Below are 17,536 nucleotides of genomic sequence, written 5' to 3'. Positions count from 1 at the left end.
CCTCGACATGGCTTATGCTAGGCGCTCAGCCGCCTACAGGAGCCGCCCATGGCCTGGTCTGCCAACCAATATTCGCTGTTTGAAGACGAACGCAGTCGCCCCGTGCGTGATCTGCTGGCGGCGGTGCCGCCGCGTCCAGTGCGTCACGCTACCGACCTTGGCTGTGGGCCGGGCAACTCCACCGAAGTGTTGTTGCAACGCTGCCCGGACGCTCAGGTGACAGCGCTCGACAGTGATCCGGACATGATCGACAAGGCCAATAAACGACCGCGTTTGAGTGTGCCGAGGGTGAGCTGCAAGATTGCCGACATCGCGACCTGGCAAGCAGCCGAACCACAGGACTTGATCCTCGCCAACGCTTCGCTGCAATGGCTCCCCGAGCACGCCACGCTGTATCCGCACCTGGTCCGCCAGCTCAGCGAAGGCGCCAGCCTTGCGGTGCAGACTCCGGACAACATCGACGAACCGGCCCACCGACAGATTCGCGAGATCGCCAAGCGCGGGCCATGGGCCGACAAGTTCGCTGACTTCTCGCTGCCGCCGCGGCATACCGCAGGGTTTTATTACGACTTGCTCAGCCCGCTGTGCAGCCGCGTCGACGTCTGGCGCACCACTTACCATCACCCCTTGGCCGGCGGTGCGCAGGCGGTGGTTGAATGGTTCAAAGGCTCGGCACTGCGACCTTACCTGGATCGTCTGAACGAAGCAGAACAGGCGGACTTTCTGCAGTTGTATCTGCAGGCGATGGAGCATGACTACCCAGCGTCCAGCGATGGCAAGCTGCTGCTGCCGTTCCCGCGCTTGTTTGTGCTTGCTACTCGCTAGCTGCGAAACCAGCGCCAGCTCAGGTAGGGCAGGGAGGGCTCAAAGCTCTTCCTGGACCAGCTGCAAAAAGGTCGCCACCACCCGGCGCGTACGTTGCTCGCTGAGGCAGACCAGTGTTTCAGTCAAGTGCCGCTGGCAGTCGACGATCGGCAGCGCACATACCCGAGCGTCGGCGCCAAACTCGGCAGCCGACACCACGCCAACGCCAATCCCCACTACCACCGCCTCGCGCGCAGCTTCGCGGCCTTCGACCTGAATTGCCGCGCGGATGCGCAGCCCTGCCCGGTGCATTTCCTCTTCCAGCGTCTGCCGCGTCACCGAGCCTGGTTCACGCAGCACCAGCGGCGTGTCGTCCAGATCAGCCAGGCTGATCGAGGCGCGACTGGCCCAGGGGTGGTTGTGCGACACAAACGCCACCATCGGGTCGCGGCGCATTGGCACGCAGTACAGGCGCTCGTCATCGACATCGCGGCCGAGCAGGGCGAGGTCGGCCTGATAGCTGAACAGGCGCGCCAGTGATTCATCGGTGTTGCCAGTCTCGATCTTGACCTGAATGCCGGGGTAACGCTGGCAGAAGCGGGCAATCTGCGGCAACACATGCACCGGCGCATCCACCGCCAACACCAGGCTGCCGGTGTGCAATGCACGCGAATCCTGTAGCAACTCGACGGCTTCGGCTTCGCAGGCGAACAGGCGCTGGGTCACGCCCAGCAGCCGCTCGCCGAGGTCGGTCAGTTGCACCGAGCGTTTATTGCGATGAAACAGCAGTACGCCAAAGCGCTCTTCGAGCTTGCGCACCTGGTCGGACACGGCTGGCTGAGTGAGAAACAGCTTTTGCGCCGCGCGCGTGAAGCTACCGTGTTGAGCGACCGCATGAAACGCCTTGAGCTGTGCCTGAGACACCGACATACCGCCTCCACTTACAAGCTGAGCTTATGTGTGAAATACGATAAATCGATTTTTGTTATCAGTCAGTAACTGTTTCTATGATCGACAGCTCCAGTGCGCAGCAAGACGCAGCGCGCTGGTGGCCATAGCAGCGGCGCGGTCATGTCAGCCGGCCCTGTTATCTGACCCGACGATGGCCACCGTCATGTAGTGCGACTCACAACAACAAGACAGGCGTTTTTTCACATTCTGCCGGCACACTTGAGCGAGAGGTCAGACTCCCATGAACCAAACCCTTGCTGCCATCAAACGGTGGCGTATTCAGATTTTCGCCATTACCTGGCTGGCCTACGCTGGCTTCTATTTCACCCGCAAGGCCTTCTCGGTGGCCAAGCTGGGCATCGGCGAAGACCCAAGCTTCATGCTCGACAAGGCGGCGATGGCCAACCTCGATGCCATCTATCTGGCTGCCTACGCAGTCGGCCAGTTCACCTGGGGCATGCTTGCCGACCGTTTCGGGCCGCGCGTGGTAGTGCTCGGCGGGTTGCTGATTTCAGCGGCGGCGGCGGTGGTGATGGGCAGCTACGCAACCTTCCCGATCTTTGCCACCTGCATGTTGATTCAGGGCCTGGCGCAGTCGACCGGTTGGGCGGGGTTGTGCAAGAACCTTGGCAGCTTCTTCCCTTCGTCGCAGCGCGGCCGGGTGCTGGGGCTGTGGAGCTCGTGCTACGCCTTTGGCGGGCTGGTGGCGTCACCGTTTGCCGGTTGGTGGGCGTATACCTTGATCGGCACCTGGCACGCGGCGTTTTTCTCCAGTGCGGTGGTGGTGGCGCTGGTGGCGGTGTTGTTCTTCTTTCTGCAACGCAACAAGCCTGAAGATGTTGGCCTGCCGGCGGTCGAGCCAGAGCCGCAGAGCATGGCTCCAGGGCCAAACCTGTGCAGCGTATGGCAACCGCTGCGCGAGATCCTGCGTAATCGCACGGTGCTGACACTGGGCCTGGCTTACTTTCTGTTGAAGCCAGCGCGCTACGCCATCTTGCTCTGGGGCCCGGTGATCGTGTTTGAACAGATGCCGTCGGTGGGCAAGGTGGGTGCTGCAATCATTCCCACCGCATTCGAGCTGGCCGGGCTGCTCGGGCCGATCATCATCGGGCTGGCGTCGGACAAGCTGTTCGGCGCCCGGCGCATGCCCGCCTGCGTGATCAGCCTGCTGCTGTTGACGGTGACCCTAGCGTTGTTCATGGCAGCGATGAACAGCGGCAGCATTGCCCTGGTGGTGGGCCTGCTGTTTGTCATGGGCCTGACCTTGTACGGCCCCGATTCAATGATCAGCGGCGCCGCTGCAATTGACTTTGGCAGCGCCAAGGCCGGTGCCACCGCCGCAGGCTTCGTCAACGGTTGCGGCTCGGTGGGCGCGGTGCTGGGCGGCTTGCTGCCGGGCTACTTCGACAGCGTCACGGTATTCATCGTATTTGCTGGCTGCGCGCTGTTCTCCGCACTGGTGCTGCTGCCGCACTGGAACAGCCGCCCGGTCGCCGCCGAACAGGTGGTCGACGTTGCCCCCAATACCAGCATGGCAATCAAGCCACTGCGCAGTTAAAGGAAAGCCCAAGCGATGAGACCCTTCTGGCTGCAACAAGCCCTGGATCAGGAGCAGGACGCACTGTGCCCGCCGCTGAGCGCCGACATCCGTTGTGATGTGTGCATCGTCGGTGGTGGTTACACCGGCTTGTGGACGGCATTGATGATCAAGGAGCAGGCGCCGCAGCTGGAGGTGGTGCTGATCGAAGCCGATATCTGCGGCGCCGGGGCCAGTGGCCGCAACGGCGGTTGTGCGTTGTCCTGGTCGGCCAAGTACTTCACCCTCGAGCGCTTGTTCGGCGCGGCCGAAGCGGTGCGCCTGGTGCGCGAATCGGAGCGCAGTATTGCGGCCATCGGCGACTATTGCGCAGCCAATGACATCTATTGCGACTACCGCATGGATGGCACCCTGTACACCGCCAGCAACGCCGCGCAACTGGGCGGCACCGATGCGGTGATTGCCGCCTTGGCGCGTCAGGGCATCAATTCTTTCGAGCGACTGGCGCTTGAGCAGGTGCAGCAGCGGGCGGGCTCTGCGCGCCATCTTGAAGGCTGGTTCTCTCCGGCCGCCGCGACAGTGCAGCCGGGCCGGCTGGTGCGTGGTTTGCGCCGCGTTGCGTTGCAGCGCGGGGTGCGCATATACGAAGGCACGGCCATGACCAGCCTTGAGCATGGCGCACCGGTACAGGTGCGCACTGCTCATGCAACGGTCCGTGCTGATCGAGTGGTGCTGGGCCTCAATGCCTGGATGGCGCGGGCGTTCCCGCAGTTCGAGCGCAGCGTGGCAATCGTCTCCAGCGATATGGTGATCACCGAGCCGTGCCCTGAGCTGCTCGATGAAATCGGCCTGGACAGCGGCATCAGCGTGCTCGACTCGCGCATCTTCGTGCATTACTACCACAACACCAGCGACGGCCGGCTGATGCTCGGCAAGGGCGGCAATACCTTTGCCTACGGCGGGCGCATGCTGCCGGTGTTTGACCAGCCTTCGCCGTACCAGCCGCTGCTGCGCCAGACGCTCGACGACTTCTTCCCGGCGCTGGCCGAGGTGCCGATTGCGGCGAGCTGGAACGGGCCGTCGGACCGTTCGGTAACCGGCTTGCCGTTCTTCGGGCGGTTGGACGGGCAGGGCAATGTCTTCTACGGCTTCGGCTATTCAGGCAGTGGCGTCGGCCCGTGTCATATGGGCGGGCAGATTCTCTCGTCGCTGGCCTTGGGGCTGGACAACCCCTGGACCCGATCAGGGCTGGTCAAAGGCCCACTGGGGCGGTTTCCGCCGGAGCCGATCCGTTATCTGGGCTCGCTGCTGGTGCGCGATGCGATCCGCCGCAAGGAGCGGGCAGAAGACCGCGGCATGCGGCCACGGCGGCTGGACGTGCGCCTGGCCAGGTATGCCGCAGCCGCCGGCAAAGCCGACAAAGGCTGATATTGATCAAGCCTCAGTGCCGGCTGACGCTGCAGGCGCGAGATTTTTTGCCGAGGGCCGTATAAACTGCTGCCACTTTGGCCGGTCGCTTCCTGAACCGGCCCGCTGAAACGTAGAGAGTCGACATGGGCGCACAGTGGAAAGCCAAGCACAGAGAAACCGCAGCCAATGCCAAAGGCAAGATCATGGGCAAGCTGGCCAAGGAAATTCAGATCGCTGCCAAATCCGGCGCCGACCCTGACTCCAACTCGCGTCTGCGTCTGGCGATAGAGCAGGCCAAAAAGGCCTCGATGACCCGCGAGACCCTCGAGCGGGCGATCCGCAAAGGCGCAGGCCTGGATGGCGACGCGGTGCAGTACACCGCCGTCAGCTACGAAGGCTTCGCGCCGCATCAGGTGCCGCTGATCGTCGAGTGCCTGACCGACAACGTCAACCGCACCGTCGCCCAGATCCGCGTGCTGTTCCGCAAGGGCCAGTTGGGCGCCAGCGGTTCGGTAGCCTGGGACTTCAACCATGTTGGCCTGATCGAAGCCACCCCGGACAACGCTGACGCCGATCCGGAAATGGCTGCCATCGAAGCCGGCGCGCAGGACTTCGAAGAAGGTGAAGAGGAGGGCGCGACCCTGTTCATCACCGACACGACCGATGTCGACGCTGTACAGAAGGCGTTGCCAGCGCAGGGCTTTACCGTGATTTCGGCAAAAATCGGCTACACCCCGAAGAACCCGGTAAGTGCTGCCAGCCTGAGTGCCGAGGCTCTGGCCGAAGTTGAAGCGTTCCTCGAAGCGATCAACGACAACGACGACGTGCAGAACGTCTACGTCGGCCTGACTGACTGATCAGTGCACGGGGGCCGCACTGCGGCCCTTTCGCGGCGCAACGCTGCTTTTTTGTGGTACGTCATGCATCCTGTCTTCGCCTCGCTCAGCCTCTCCCATCTTCGGACCCTCGATTGTCTGCTTGAGCTGAAAAACCTCAGCCATGCCGGTGCGCGCCTGGGCGTTAGCCAGTCGGCCTTGAGCCGGCAGTTGGCCAGCTTGCGCGAGGCGTTCGCTGATCCATTGCTGGTCCGTCAGGGCCGTGGTTACGTGCTCAGCGAGCATGCCGAGGCGCTGGTCGAGCCGCTGCGCCAGGTGCTCGAAGCCTTGCAGGCGCTGCGCGAGCCGGCTGTGTTCGACCCAGCGAGGTGCGAGCGGCGCTTTTGTCTGGCCGCGTCGGATTACGTTGCCGAGCATATGTTGCCGTTGCTGGTGGCGGCGCTTGAAGTTGAGGCACCAGGGGTGTCGCTGGATTTTCGTACCTGGCAGGCAGGGCAGTATGCGCAGCTCGCCAGCGGTGAGATCGACCTGGCCACGACGCTGTTCGACGAGTCGCCGGCCAACCTTCATGGCCGCCTGCTCGGCGAAGACCGCGCCGTATGCCTGATGCGCGCTGATCACCCACTGACCGCCCGTGAGCTTTTGAGCCAGGATGATTATCTGGCCTTCAAGCATGTGCGCATCAGTGGCGGCGGTGACAAGGACAGCTTCATTGATCGCCACCTGCGGGCGCAGGGGCTGCAGCGCCGGATCAGCCTGGAGGTGCCGTTCTTTTCGGCCACCGTACAGGTGGTTGGCAACAGCCAGGCGCTGGTGACGGTGCCCGAGCACATTGCTCGGCAGCTGGCCCGGTTGCACGGCCTGGCCTGGCGGCCGTTAGCCTTTGTCGAGCACAGCCAGCGCTACTGGGTGGTCTGGCATCAGCGCTTGCAGGCGTCGGCCGAGCACCGCTGGCTGCGCAACCGAGTCTACGAAGTGTGGCGTCAGTCGCAGTTCGGTGTGCACGGCGGGCATGCGCCTTCGCCATAGTACCTATGCACCAGGCGGGGTTATTGCGCGACGGCCCTGCGCCTAGACTGGACTGCAGCAACCGCAGCCCATTCTCAGCCCGCAAGGAGCCCGCGCGTGACCCCCGAACAATTTCGCCAACACGGCCACCAACTGATCGACCTGATTGCCGACTATCGCCAGACCATCGCCGAGCGCCCGGTCATGGCGCAGGTCGAGCCCGGCTATTTGAAAGCCACCTTGCCCGTAGCTGCGCCGGATCAAGGCGAGCCCTTCGAAGCCATCCTCGACGATTTCAACAAGCTGGTCATGCCCGGCCTGTCGCACTGGCAGCATCCAGACTTCTATGGCTACTTCCCCTCCAACGGCACCCTGTCGTCAGTCTTGGGCGACTTTCTCAGTACCGGCCTGGGCGTGCTCGGCTTGTCCTGGCAATCCAGTCCGGCCCTGAGCGAGCTGGAAGAAACCACCCTCGACTGGCTGCGACAATTGCTGGGTTTGTCTACGCAGTGGAGCGGGGTGATCCAGGACACTGCATCGACCAGCACCCTGGTGGCGTTGATCTGCGCCCGCGAGCGCGCCAGTGACTTTGCCCTGACCCGTGGTGGTTTGCAGGGCCAGCCCAAGCCGCTGATCGTATATGCCAGCGCCCACGCCCACAGCTCGGTGGACAAAGCGGCTTTGCTGGCAGGGTTCGGTCGCGAAAACATCCGCCTGATCGCCACCGACGAGCAATTCGCCATGCAGCCAGCGGCGTTGCAGGCGGCCATCGAGGCTGACCTGGCGGCGGGTAATCAACCGTGCGCGGTAGTCGCCACCACCGGCACCACGACCACCACTGCGCTGGACCCGCTGGCAGCGATCGGCGCTATCAGCCAGGCGCACCAACTATGGCTGCATGTCGACTCAGCCATGGCTGGCTCGGCGATGATCCTGCCTGAGTGTCGCTGGATGTGGGACGGTATCGAGCTGGCCGACTCGGTCGTGGTCAACGCGCACAAGTGGCTTGGGGTGGCCTTCGATTGCTCGATTTACTACGTGCGCGACCCGCAGCACCTGATTCGGGTGATGAGCACCAACCCGAGTTACTTGCAGTCGGCGGTCGACGGCGAGGTGAAGAACCTGCGTGACTGGGGCATTCCGCTGGGGCGGCGCTTCCGTGCGCTGAAGCTATGGTTGATGCTGCGCAGCGAAGGGGTGGAGGCCTTGCAGCAGCGCTTGCGCCGCGATCTGGACAACGCTCGCTGGCTGGCCGCTCAGGTGGAGGCCGCAGAAGATTGGCAGGTGTTGGCGCCGGTGCAGTTGCAGACGTTGTGTATTCGTCACTGCCCGGACGGGCTGGAAGGTGCGGCGCTGGATGCGCATACCCGGGCCTGGGCTGATCGACTCAATGGTTCGGGGTTGGCGTACGTCACGCCGGCAACGCTGGAAGGGCAGTGGATGGTGCGGGTATCGGTAGGGGCGCTGCCCACCGAGCGTGAGCATGTCGAACGCTTGTGGGCCAACTTGCAGGCGGTGGTCAGCGCTTGAAACGGCTGGGGCTGCATGCAGCCCCAGGCAGTTTTTACTGAGTTGCAGCAGTGTTGAGGCTGCCTTTGCGGGTAGCTTCGTAGGTATCTTTGTCCATCGGTTTGGCATTCGGGTTGCCGAGGTCTTCCATCGCCAGACGGTGCGTCTCGGGAGCCACGTAGGCAGCCAGGGCGCAGATGCAGGTGATGAAGAACGCCGAGCCACCTACCACCAGCCAGATGTTTTCCGAGCCTGGCGGCGCGATGGCGGCGAATACCGCTGGCAGCATGGCAGTGAACATGGTGCCGATGTTCTGCGCGATAGCCATGGCCGAGACGCGGTAGCGAGTATTGAACAGCTCCGGGAAGAAGCTTGGGAATACCGCGTTGTAACCTTGGTAGACCATACCCCACATCAGTATCGATGCGCAGAAGGCCAGCGGCACGTTCTGAATGCTGATCGCATACAGGTAAGCGAAGGCCAGCAGGCCCGAGCCCATGCAGCCGGCAATCATGGTTGGACGACGGCCGATCTTGTCAGACAGGTTGCCAACGAAGGGGATCACCAGCACTGCGACGATGTTGCCGACTACCGGGATCCACAGGTACACGCTCTTGTCGAAGCCGATGCCGTAAGCCGGCTGCACCGCATAGGCTGCACCGAACACGGTGGCAACGACTGGAATCACGTTCATCAGGGCCATGAACATGACCAGGACCATGTGCTTCCAGCTGTACTTGAACGCTTCCTTGACTGGCGAGCGGGCGATTTTGTCCTGCTTCTCTTCCTTGACGAAGGCCGGGGTCTCGTGGACTTCCTTACGGATGATGAAGCCGGCTACCAGGACGAATGCGCTGAGCAGGAACGGAATGCGCCAGCCCCACTCGTTGAAGGCTTCGCTTGGCATGAAGTAGGCCAGTGGCAGGAACACCGCCGCAGCCAGTACCTGACCTGCCTGAACCCCTTGCAGGGTGAAGCTGGCGAAGTAACCTCGGCGTCCGAACGGCGCATGCTCCATGATCATCGAGCTGGCACCGGAGATCTCACCGGCGACCGCAAAGCCCTGAACCAGGCGCAGCAGCACTAGAATGATCGGGGCAATGATGCCAATGTCATGGTAGGTCGGCAGCAGGCCAACGGCCATGGTCGAGATACCCATGAGGAACATGCACAGCAGCAGAACGTTTTTGCGGCCGCGGGTATCACCCCAGTGACCGAGCACAACGGCACCCACCGGACGGGCCAGGTAACCGACACCGTAAGTCGCCAGCGAGGCGATGATGGCCATTTTCGGGTCCATCGACGGGAAGAAGATCTGCGGGAAGATCAGTGCTGCGGCTTGGGCGTAGATGAAAAAGTCGTAGTACTCGAGGGCCGAGCCTATCCACCCACTGGCGGTCGCTTTCTTGGCTTGAGAGCTGGAGTGAGCCATTGTTGTCTCCGTTGTTCTTGTTATTGAACTTATTATGTCGTGACGCTGGGCTTGTCGGTACAGGGTCCGCTGAACGTTCGCAGGGCAGTGAGGAGTTCGAATGGTCTGTAACTGGATTCATGGTTGCCCAGGCTCGAGCACCGAATCAATTCGCCAAATTCGCTTTTGTTCGGTAATCGAACAAAAACTAACTGTTTCGTACAAAAGTCATTGATGGCGGGACTTTACCCGCGAATAATCGATTCTGCCAAGCACCTGCAAGGGTTTTTTGGCTGACGCTTCTCAAATAACAAGGAACTCCAGCATGCAGCGTTCGATTGCCACCGTGTCCTTGAGCGGCACTCTGCCAGAAAAACTCGAAGCCATCGCCGCAGCCGGCTTTGACGGCGTCGAGATTTTCGAAAATGACCTGCTCTATTACGCCGGCAGCCCGCGCGAGATCCGCCAGATGTGCGCCGATCTGGGCATCGCCATCACCCTGTTCCAGCCATTTCGTGACTTCGAAGGCTGCCGCCGCGACCGTCTGCAGAAAAATCTCGACCGCGCCGAGCGCAAGTTCGACCTGATGCAGGAGCTGGGTACGGATTTGGTGCTGGTGTGCAGCAACGTGCAGGCGGATGCGCTGAGCGATGAGCAGATCCTGGTCGACGACCTGCGCCTGCTGGCCGAACATGCTGGTACCCGCGGCCTGCGTATTGGCTACGAAGCCTTGGCCTGGGGCCGTCACGTCAATACCTACCAGCAGGTCTGGAACCTGGTACGCCAAGCCGATCACCCGGCGCTGGGGGTGATCCTCGACAGCTTCCACACCCTGTCGCTCAAGGGCGACCCGAGTGCAATCCGGCAGATTCCGGGCGACAAGATCTTCTTCGTGCAAATGGCCGATGCGCCGATCCTGGCTATGGACGTGCTGGAGTGGAGCCGGCACTTCCGCTGCTTCCCGGGGCAAGGCGAAATGGACCTGGCGGGCTTCCTCGCGCCGATTCTGCAGACCGGTTACCGCGGGCCGTTGTCGCTGGAAATCTTCAACGATGGCTTCCGCGCTGCACCTACCCGGCAGAACGCTGCCGATGGCCTGCGTTCGCTGTTGTACCTGGAAGAAAAAACCCGCCTGCAATTGCAGCGTGAGGCCCAGCCGATCGAGCCTGAGGTACTGTTTGACCCGGCGCCAGCCAGTACCTACGACGGTGTCGAGTTCCTTGAGTTTGCCGTCGATGAAGCGGTAGGGGCACGTCTGAGTGGTTGGCTCAAGCGCCTGGGCTTTGTCGAGGCGGGTGCACACCGCAGCAAGGGTGTCCGGCTGCTGCGCCAAGGCGATATCAACATCGTGCTCAACGCTGAGCCCTATTCATTCGCGCATAACTTCTTCGAAGCCCATGGCCCTTCGTTGTGCGCCACCGCACTGCGGGTCAAGGACGGCCAGGCTGCCTTGCAGCGTGCCACCGCCTACCGTGGCCAGCCATTCCGTGGCCTGGTCGGGCCCAACGAGCGCGAGATCCCGGCCGTGCGTGCGCCGGATGGCAGCCTGATCTACCTGGTCGAGCAGGCCGGTGCCGGGCATACCATCTACGACAGCGATTTCCGTCTGGATGCCGCCAGCGGCGCCAGTGGTGGCCTGCAACGTATCGACCACATGGCCCTGGCCCTGCCGGCCGAATCGCTGGACAGTTGGGTGCTGTTCTACAAGAGCCTGTTCGACTTCGAGGCCGACGACGAGGTGGTCTTGCCCGACCCCTACGGCCTGGTCAAGAGCCGTGCCTTGCGCAGCCAGTGTGGCACCCTGCGCTTGCCGCTGAATATCTCGGAGAACCGCAACACTGCGATTGCCCACGCGTTGTCCAGCTATCGTGGCTCGGGCGTCCACCACATCGCCTTTGACTGTGCCGACATCTTCAGTGAAGTGGCGCGGGCAAAAAACGCCGGTGTGCCGCTGCTGGAAATCCCCCTGAACTACTACGACGACCTCGCTGCGCGGTTTGATTTCGACGACGAGTTCCTCAGTGAGCTGGCCTACTACAACGTGCTGTACGACCGTGACGCCCAAGGCGGCGAGCTGTTCCACGTGTACACCGAGCCGTTCGAAGAGCGTTTCTTCTTCGAAATCATCCAGCGCAAGGGTGGGTATGCCGGTTACGGCGCAGCCAACGTCGCGGTCCGCCTGGCGGCCATGGCCAAGGCCCGCAGCGGGGCAGCACGCAAACCTGTGTTGTAAGGCAAGCGCCGGCCCAGCGGCCGGCGCACCTGGCACAAAACCTGACCAATGCGACCATCTGCGTGCTTCCCTGCGTCGCAGCAGTCACGGATAATCCCTCCAATTCCAATAATTAGCCTGTGAGTGGGTATGAGTGATTCCGTAGTCAGCCTCGGCGAGCCCGCCCTGGAAGGGGCGCGCAAATCGCGCAAGAACAACCCGGAGAAGACCCGCGAGGACATCCTCCAGGCCGCCATTGGCGAGTTCGTTCAGCAAGGCCTGGCCGGCGCCCGCGTCGACGCCATCGCCGAGCGTACTGCCACCTCCAAGCGCATGATCTATTACTACTTCGGCAGCAAGGAGCAGCTCTACGTCGAGTGCCTGGTCAAGCTCTATGGCGACATTCGCAAGACCGAGCGCAGCCTCGATCTGGAGACCTTGCCGCCAGAGCAGGCCATCCGCCGGCTGGTGGAGTTCACCTTCGACCACCACGACCACAACGTCGACTTCGTACGTATCGTCTCGACTGAAAACATCCACTATGGCGAATACGTCAAGCAATCACCGGTCATTCGCGAGATGAGCAGCGTGGTGCTGGAGACACTGGGTCACACGCTCGAGCGCGGCGTTGCCGAGGGCGTGTTCCGCGAGGGTATCGAAGTCATTGACCTGCATATGCTGATGAGCTCGTTCTGCTTCTACCGGGTCTCCAACCGGCACACCTTCAGCGAGATCTTCCAGATCGACATGACCGATGACCAGGTCAAGCAGCGCCACAAACAGATGATCGGCGACGTCGTGCTGCGCTATATCCGTGCCTGAACGGGCTATTCGCCCAGGCGTTGCTCGCGCGACGGCGGATAGCCAAAGTAGGCTGCATAGCACTTGCTGAAGTGCGACACCGAGACAAACCCGCAGGCGACGGCGACTTCCATCACCGACAGGTCCGAGTACTGCAGCAGGCGGCGGCTCTTGGTGATGCGCAGCTCCATGTAGTAGCGCCGCGGCGAGGTGCCCAGTTGCGCCTGGAACAGGCGGTCGATCTGGCGCCGCGAGCGGTCACTGTAAGCGGCCAGCTGGTCCAGGCTGAGGGTCTCTTCGAGGTTGTTTTCCATCAGTTCGACAATGGTGCGCAGGTGCAGGCTCATGGATTTTTTCGCGCCAGGTCCGACCTGGCGGTAGCGCGCCCCGGAGAACGATAGAATCTCCTCGACGCCTTCAGCCAGGGCGTCACCGTACAAGCGCCGTACCAGCCCAAGCATCAATTCCATCGCGCCATTGGGGCTGGCTGCTGTCAGCCGATCACGGTCAAGGGTAAAGCTTGCCGGGGTGATCCGCGTTTGCGGGCTGCGCTCGGCCAGGCTGGCACGCTGTTCGGGGTGAACGCTGCAGCCATAGTCACTCAAAACTCCGGCCCGCCCGAGAAACCACGCACCGTTCCACAGCCCGCCCAAGGCCAGGCCATGATGGTTGCAATCCTGCAGTAGCCGATCCAGCGCCGGGTACTTGAGTGGAGTACGCAAACCGCCGCAGATGATCAACAGATCAGCCTGCTTGAGGGTTGCCGGATCCAGATCGGTGGCGATCAGCTCAAGGCCCAGGTCGCTTTGCACGCGTTCGCCATCCAGCGACAACGGGGTGAAGCCGAAGCTGTCGGCGCGCAGCAGGTTGGCCGTGACCAGTACGTCCATGGCCACGGTGAAACTGGCCATCGAGAAGTGTTCGAGCAAGACGAAATCGACCTGGTAGGGCTTGTGCACACTGGCATCTGCGGACTTGGTCCGGAACATGTTGCTGGTGCTGGTCTTCTTGCTGAATTGACGAGGTGTGGCCACTGCCGGCTCCGCTTCCTGGCTGACGCGGTGAGTGTGCTGCGGGCACCGGGCAAAGACAACAGAGGCGGCGCTGGGGTGGTAGTTGAGGTCGTTATTGGCGACATGCTCTATGCTGGCAGGCCGTCAATCCGAGTAATCCAGATGAAATTCGCCGCCGCCCTGTTACTTGCCTGCCTGCCGCTCGTTGCCAATGCCGTTGCAGTTGGTGATCAACTCGCGCCCTGGACCCTGCAGGATCAGCACGACCAGAGCTACACTCTGGATGGCGACACGCGCATTCTGCTTGTGGCCCGTGACATGGACGGCGCCAAGCTGGTCAAGGCGGCCATCGCCGAGCAGCCCAAGGGGTATCTGGAGGCGCGGCATGCAGTGTTCGTCGCGGATATCCAGCGTATGCCGTCTATAATCAGCAAGCTGTTCGCCATTCCAGCCATGCGTGACTACAGCTACCGGGTCATGCTTGATCGTCAAGGTGAAGTCGCCAGCCGTTACCCTGGGCAGGAAGGCCAGGTGCTCTGGTTGCAACTGGACCACAGTCGCGTGGTAGCACAACAGCAGTTCAGCGATGCCAAGGCGCTGCAAAGTGCGCTGGATCAGGTGACGAAGCCCTGAGACGGGCCGAATCGGAATGAACCCTTGCGCCCTCTGCGGGACCAAAGCATTACATGCTCACGGGAGGACGCTTATGGAAATCGGAACGATCTGGATCATCGTCGCCGCTGTGGTCATCGCCCTGGAAATCTGGGCGATCTGGAACATCATCGGCAGCGAACGGCGAGCGGAGCGAAAAATGCTCTGGATCGTCTTTGTCGTCTACGCGCCAGTGCCTGGGCTGTTGTTCTGGATGTGGCGCGGCCCGCGGGCGGTCAAAGGCCGTCATGTGCTGGAAGAAAAATAATCCTCTTGACCTCGGGTTAACCTGAGGTTTGATACTCGGTCGTTCTTTCATTCGATGGAGCGACCGCATGTCCCACGTTTTCCAATTGTCCAATCCCGACAGCCTTTATGACCCCAGCGCCAATGCTTATTCGCATGTTGCTCAGGTCCGCTCCGACAGCTGCCTGCTGTATGTAGCCGGGCAGGGCGGCGAAGACGCTCAGGGCAACCGATCAGCACTGTTTGCTGAGCAGGCGGCCCAGGCGTTGCTCAACCTGCAGCTCGCGCTGGCTTCCAAAGGTGCCGGTTTGGGCGATGTATTCAAACTCACCTTGCTTATCGTTGATCACAGCGAAGAGCGTCTGCGCCAATGGGTGCAGGCGGCAGATCAGGCCTGGGGCGAGCACATGAAGCCCACCTGCACGCTAATCCCGGTGCCACGTCTGGCGCTTGATGGGATGCTGATAGAGGTTGACGCAGTCGCTGCCATCGCAGGGCAGGGCGCAAGCGGCCGCTAGGCTCTGATCAAGTTCACAAAGAACTCTCCTGCGCGGCATAATGCCATTGTCTGCTCCGGCCCGGCCCACCCGCCGGGCCTTTTCTTGTGCGTGTTGCCGATCAGAGAAGCTCATGTCGCTAGTCAGTAATCCCGACGTCATGTATCGCCTGTTGATTCAGAGTGTGGTGGATTACGCCATCTACATGCTCACGCCCGAAGGCGTGGTCGCCAACTGGAACCCGGGGGCGCAACGCGCCAAGGGCTACAGCGCCGAGGAAATAGTCGGGCAGCACTACTCGCTGTTCTACGACCATGAGGATCGCGCTGCCGGGATCCCGCAGCGCAATCTGGAACTGGCCCGCAGCACCGGACGGTTTGAAGAGCAGGGGTGGCGACTGCGCAAGGACGGCAGCGCGTTCCGTGCGCATGTGGTCATCGATGCGGTGCTCGATACTGACGGGCAACTGCTCGGTTTTGCCAAGATCACCCGCGACGTGTCCGAGCGCCATCGCTACGAGCAGGAGTTGCTCAAGGCCAAGGAGCTAGCCGAGCAGCATAGTCGGGAAATGGCCGACCTGTCGCGTTTTCTCGACTCGGTGATCGCCAACATTCCGGCCAGCCTGATCGTCCAGGATCTCGACAGCCATCGCATCCTGTTGGCCAATCAGCAGGCCGAACGTCTGTTTGGCGGCCAGGGTGCGAGCATGATCGGCCAGTTGCCAGAGGACTGCCTGCAGCCAGAGGCGGCCGATTACCTCCAGCAGCAGTTGACGCGTGGTTCGCGCAGTAGCAAGGGCTACGCCTCGGAAACTCGGGTGAATACGGCCTGTGGCCCGCGAACCTTGCGCAGCCGAGCATCGCTCAGCGAAAACCGCGATGGCCAGCCGGACTATGTGCTGTTCGTGGCTGAGGATGCGACCGAAGAGCTGGCCGCGCATGCGCAGATCCATCATATGGCGCACCACGATGCCTTGACCGGGTTGCCTAACCGCACGTTGTTCCATGAACGCCTGAAGCAGGCGCTGCTGCGCGCAGAGGAGAGTGGCAAGCTCACCGCCGCGTTGTGCCTGGACCTGGACAACTTCAAGAACATCAACGACTCCCTCGGCCACGCCTTCGGCGACAAGCTGCTGCGTGCGCTGGGCACTCGCCTGCGCGGTGAACTGCGCGATCAGGACACCTTGGCGCGGCTTGGCGGGGATGAGTTCGCTGTCGTCCTCAACGGCATGGACAGCCCGCAAGCCGCCTGTGTCACCGCCCGTCGCCTGATCGAGGCGATGGCCCCGGTATTTCGTATCGAAGGCCATCAGTTCAGCGTTGGCGTCAGTATCGGCATCGCCATTGCGCCGAATGACCATGAACACGCCGAGCAACTGCTGGGCTACGCCGACATGGCTTTGTACGAGGCCAAGCGCAACGGCCGCAATCGTTATGAGTGCTTCCATCTCGAACTCGACAATGCCGCCCGTCAGCGCCGTCTGGTTGAAACCGACCTGCGCACTGCCTTGCACCTCGGCCAGTTGCAACTGCATTACCAGCCGGTGGTCGACCAGCAGACCCATGCGGTCACGGGTTACGAAGCATTGCTGCGCTGGGAGCATCCCATTCGCGGCATGATCATGCCGATGGACTTTATCCCGATCGCCGAAGAAACCGGGCTGATTCACGAGATAGGCGCCCGCGCGCTGAATCTTGCCTGCCAGGAGGCGGCCACCTGGGGCACCGATCAGGTGGTGTCGGTCAACCTCTCGCCCGTGCAGTTCAAAAGCGGCAACCTGGTACACGTCGTGACTTTGGCATTGGCGGACTCGGGCTTACCTGCTCACCGTCTGGAGCTGGAGATCACTGAATCGGTTCTGTTGGGTAACAGCGAAGAGAACGTCAATACCCTGCGGGCGCTGAAGGAGCTCGGTGCGTCGATCTCGCTGGACGATTTCGGCACCGGCTATTCATCGCTGGGGTATCTGCGCTCGTTCCCGTTCGATCGAATCAAGATCGACAAGTCGTTCGTCAATGACATGTGTGACAGTCGCGAAGCGATGTCGATCATCCGCGCCATCACTGAACTGTCCAGCAGCCTGATGATCAAGACCACTGCAGAAGGGGTCGAGACGCCCGAACAGATGGAACTGCTGCGCGCCGAGGGTTGCTCGCACTTCCAGGGATTCTTGTATGGACGGCCGGTGCCGGCCAGCGAGCGCTTGATTACAGTGAGCCAGATCGACGGCGCCCGGCCCGCTGCAACCAAGTTGTGACAGCTGTCTTTTAGCTGTGAGTCAGGCCTGCGTTGAGTCTGCAGGCCCGATCATCTGCACGACCTTGTCGCGCAACTGGTCGATACTGAACGGCTTGCCGATCGAGTGCATGCCTTCCGGCACGCTCAAGCTGTCGGCATAGCCACTGGCAAACAGCACGGGTAGCAGCGGGCGAATTTCCCGTGCTTTACCCGCCAGATCCTGACCGCTCATATCTGGCAAGCCGACGTCGGTCATCAGCAGGTCCAAGGGCGTTGCAGGGTCATTGAGGATAGCCAGGGCACTGGTGGCGTCTGCTGCTTCGATCACCTTATAGCCAAGATCCTCGAGCACTTCGACCATCAGCATACGTACGATGTCGTCGTCTTCGACTACTAGAAGGGGGTGCATGTC

At 61.9% G+C, this 17,536-nt stretch carries 16 protein-coding genes; 12 read left to right on the top strand and 4 right to left on the bottom strand.

Annotated features, from left to right (window positions below; all coding sequences use genetic code 11):
- Positions 1-48: 48 nt before the first annotated feature.
- Positions 49-825, top strand: a complete 777-nt coding sequence (tam, locus tag AC58X1_RS05345) for a trans-aconitate 2-methyltransferase (RefSeq protein WP_101320349.1) — start codon at positions 49-51, stop codon at positions 823-825.
- 39 nt (positions 826-864) lie between these two features.
- Here the strand turns inward: tam and AC58X1_RS05340 are convergent, their stop codons facing one another.
- Positions 865-1,734 carry a LysR substrate-binding domain-containing protein gene (locus AC58X1_RS05340; RefSeq protein WP_101320347.1) on the bottom strand — a complete coding sequence of 290 codons (870 nt, stop codon included), beginning with the start codon at positions 1,732-1,734 and terminating at the stop codon, positions 865-867.
- A 262-nt stretch (positions 1,735-1,996) separates the two neighbouring features.
- Between AC58X1_RS05340 and AC58X1_RS05335 the strand changes: the two genes are divergently transcribed.
- The 5 genes from AC58X1_RS05335 (at position 1,997) to AC58X1_RS05315 (ending at position 8,076) form a co-directional block, all read left to right on the top strand.
- Entirely contained in the window at positions 1,997-3,313 is a 1,317-nt protein-coding gene (locus AC58X1_RS05335) for an MFS transporter (protein WP_101320344.1), read from the top strand.
- 15 nt (positions 3,314-3,328) lie between these two features.
- A complete protein-coding gene (locus tag AC58X1_RS05330; RefSeq protein ID WP_497428466.1) occupies positions 3,329-4,720 on the top strand; it encodes an FAD-dependent oxidoreductase in 1,392 nt (463 codons plus the stop codon).
- 125 nt (positions 4,721-4,845) lie between these two features.
- Positions 4,846-5,559 carry a YebC/PmpR family DNA-binding transcriptional regulator gene (locus tag AC58X1_RS05325; RefSeq protein WP_101320340.1) on the top strand — a complete coding sequence of 238 codons (714 nt, stop codon included), beginning with the start codon at positions 4,846-4,848 and terminating at the stop codon, positions 5,557-5,559.
- Between the two features lie 63 nt (positions 5,560-5,622).
- Positions 5,623-6,567 carry a LysR family transcriptional regulator gene (locus tag AC58X1_RS05320; RefSeq protein WP_101320338.1) on the top strand — a complete coding sequence of 315 codons (945 nt, stop codon included), beginning with the start codon at positions 5,623-5,625 and terminating at the stop codon, positions 6,565-6,567.
- 96 nt (positions 6,568-6,663) lie between these two features.
- Positions 6,664-8,076, top strand: coding sequence for a DOPA decarboxylase (locus AC58X1_RS05315; RefSeq protein ID WP_312389986.1), 1,413 nt, complete (start codon positions 6,664-6,666; stop codon positions 8,074-8,076).
- A gap of 34 nt (positions 8,077-8,110) precedes the next feature.
- On the opposite strand, the gene AC58X1_RS05310 is transcribed toward AC58X1_RS05315, so the two are convergent.
- Entirely contained in the window at positions 8,111-9,487 is a 1,377-nt protein-coding gene (locus AC58X1_RS05310; RefSeq protein ID WP_150568932.1) for an MFS transporter, read from the bottom strand.
- Positions 9,488-9,791: 304 nt separating this feature from the next.
- Between AC58X1_RS05310 and quiC the strand changes: the two genes are divergently transcribed.
- On the top strand, positions 9,792-11,699 hold the full coding sequence (gene quiC / locus AC58X1_RS05305; RefSeq protein WP_497428465.1) for a 3-dehydroshikimate dehydratase QuiC: 1,908 nt from the start codon (positions 9,792-9,794) through the stop codon (positions 11,697-11,699).
- Positions 11,700-11,828: 129 nt separating this feature from the next.
- A complete protein-coding gene (locus AC58X1_RS05300; protein ID WP_101320329.1) occupies positions 11,829-12,500 on the top strand; it encodes a TetR/AcrR family transcriptional regulator in 672 nt (223 codons plus the stop codon).
- Positions 12,501-12,505: 5 nt separating this feature from the next.
- On the opposite strand, the gene AC58X1_RS05295 is transcribed toward AC58X1_RS05300, so the two are convergent.
- Positions 12,506-13,513 (bottom strand): GlxA family transcriptional regulator, encoded by a 1,008-nt coding sequence (locus tag AC58X1_RS05295; protein WP_101320326.1) that lies wholly within the window; start codon positions 13,511-13,513, stop codon positions 12,506-12,508.
- Positions 13,514-13,654: 141 nt separating this feature from the next.
- Here AC58X1_RS05295 and AC58X1_RS05290 point away from each other — a divergent pair, with 141 nt between their 5' ends.
- The 4 genes from AC58X1_RS05290 (at position 13,655) to AC58X1_RS05275 (ending at position 17,143) form a co-directional block, all read left to right on the top strand.
- Positions 13,655-14,125, top strand: coding sequence for an FAD/FMN-containing dehydrogenase (locus AC58X1_RS05290; RefSeq protein ID WP_150568935.1), 471 nt, complete (start codon positions 13,655-13,657; stop codon positions 14,123-14,125).
- 73 nt (positions 14,126-14,198) lie between these two features.
- A complete protein-coding gene (locus AC58X1_RS05285; RefSeq protein WP_101320321.1) occupies positions 14,199-14,411 on the top strand; it encodes a PLDc N-terminal domain-containing protein in 213 nt (70 codons plus the stop codon).
- A gap of 67 nt (positions 14,412-14,478) precedes the next feature.
- Positions 14,479-14,907 carry a RidA family protein gene (locus tag AC58X1_RS05280; protein ID WP_497428464.1) on the top strand — a complete coding sequence of 143 codons (429 nt, stop codon included), beginning with the start codon at positions 14,479-14,481 and terminating at the stop codon, positions 14,905-14,907.
- A gap of 112 nt (positions 14,908-15,019) precedes the next feature.
- Complete coding sequence (locus AC58X1_RS05275) at positions 15,020-17,143, top strand: sensor domain-containing protein (protein ID WP_497428463.1); 2,124 nt, start codon at positions 15,020-15,022, stop codon at positions 17,141-17,143.
- A 21-nt stretch (positions 17,144-17,164) separates the two neighbouring features.
- On the opposite strand, the gene AC58X1_RS05270 is transcribed toward AC58X1_RS05275, so the two are convergent.
- Positions 17,165-17,533, bottom strand: coding sequence for a response regulator (locus AC58X1_RS05270; protein WP_497428462.1), 369 nt, complete (start codon positions 17,531-17,533; stop codon positions 17,165-17,167).
- Positions 17,534-17,536 lie beyond the last annotated feature (3 nt).

This window comes from Pseudomonas sp. PGPR N4 (assembly GCF_059693665.1).
This window is presented reverse-complemented; position numbering and strand designations above follow the sequence as displayed.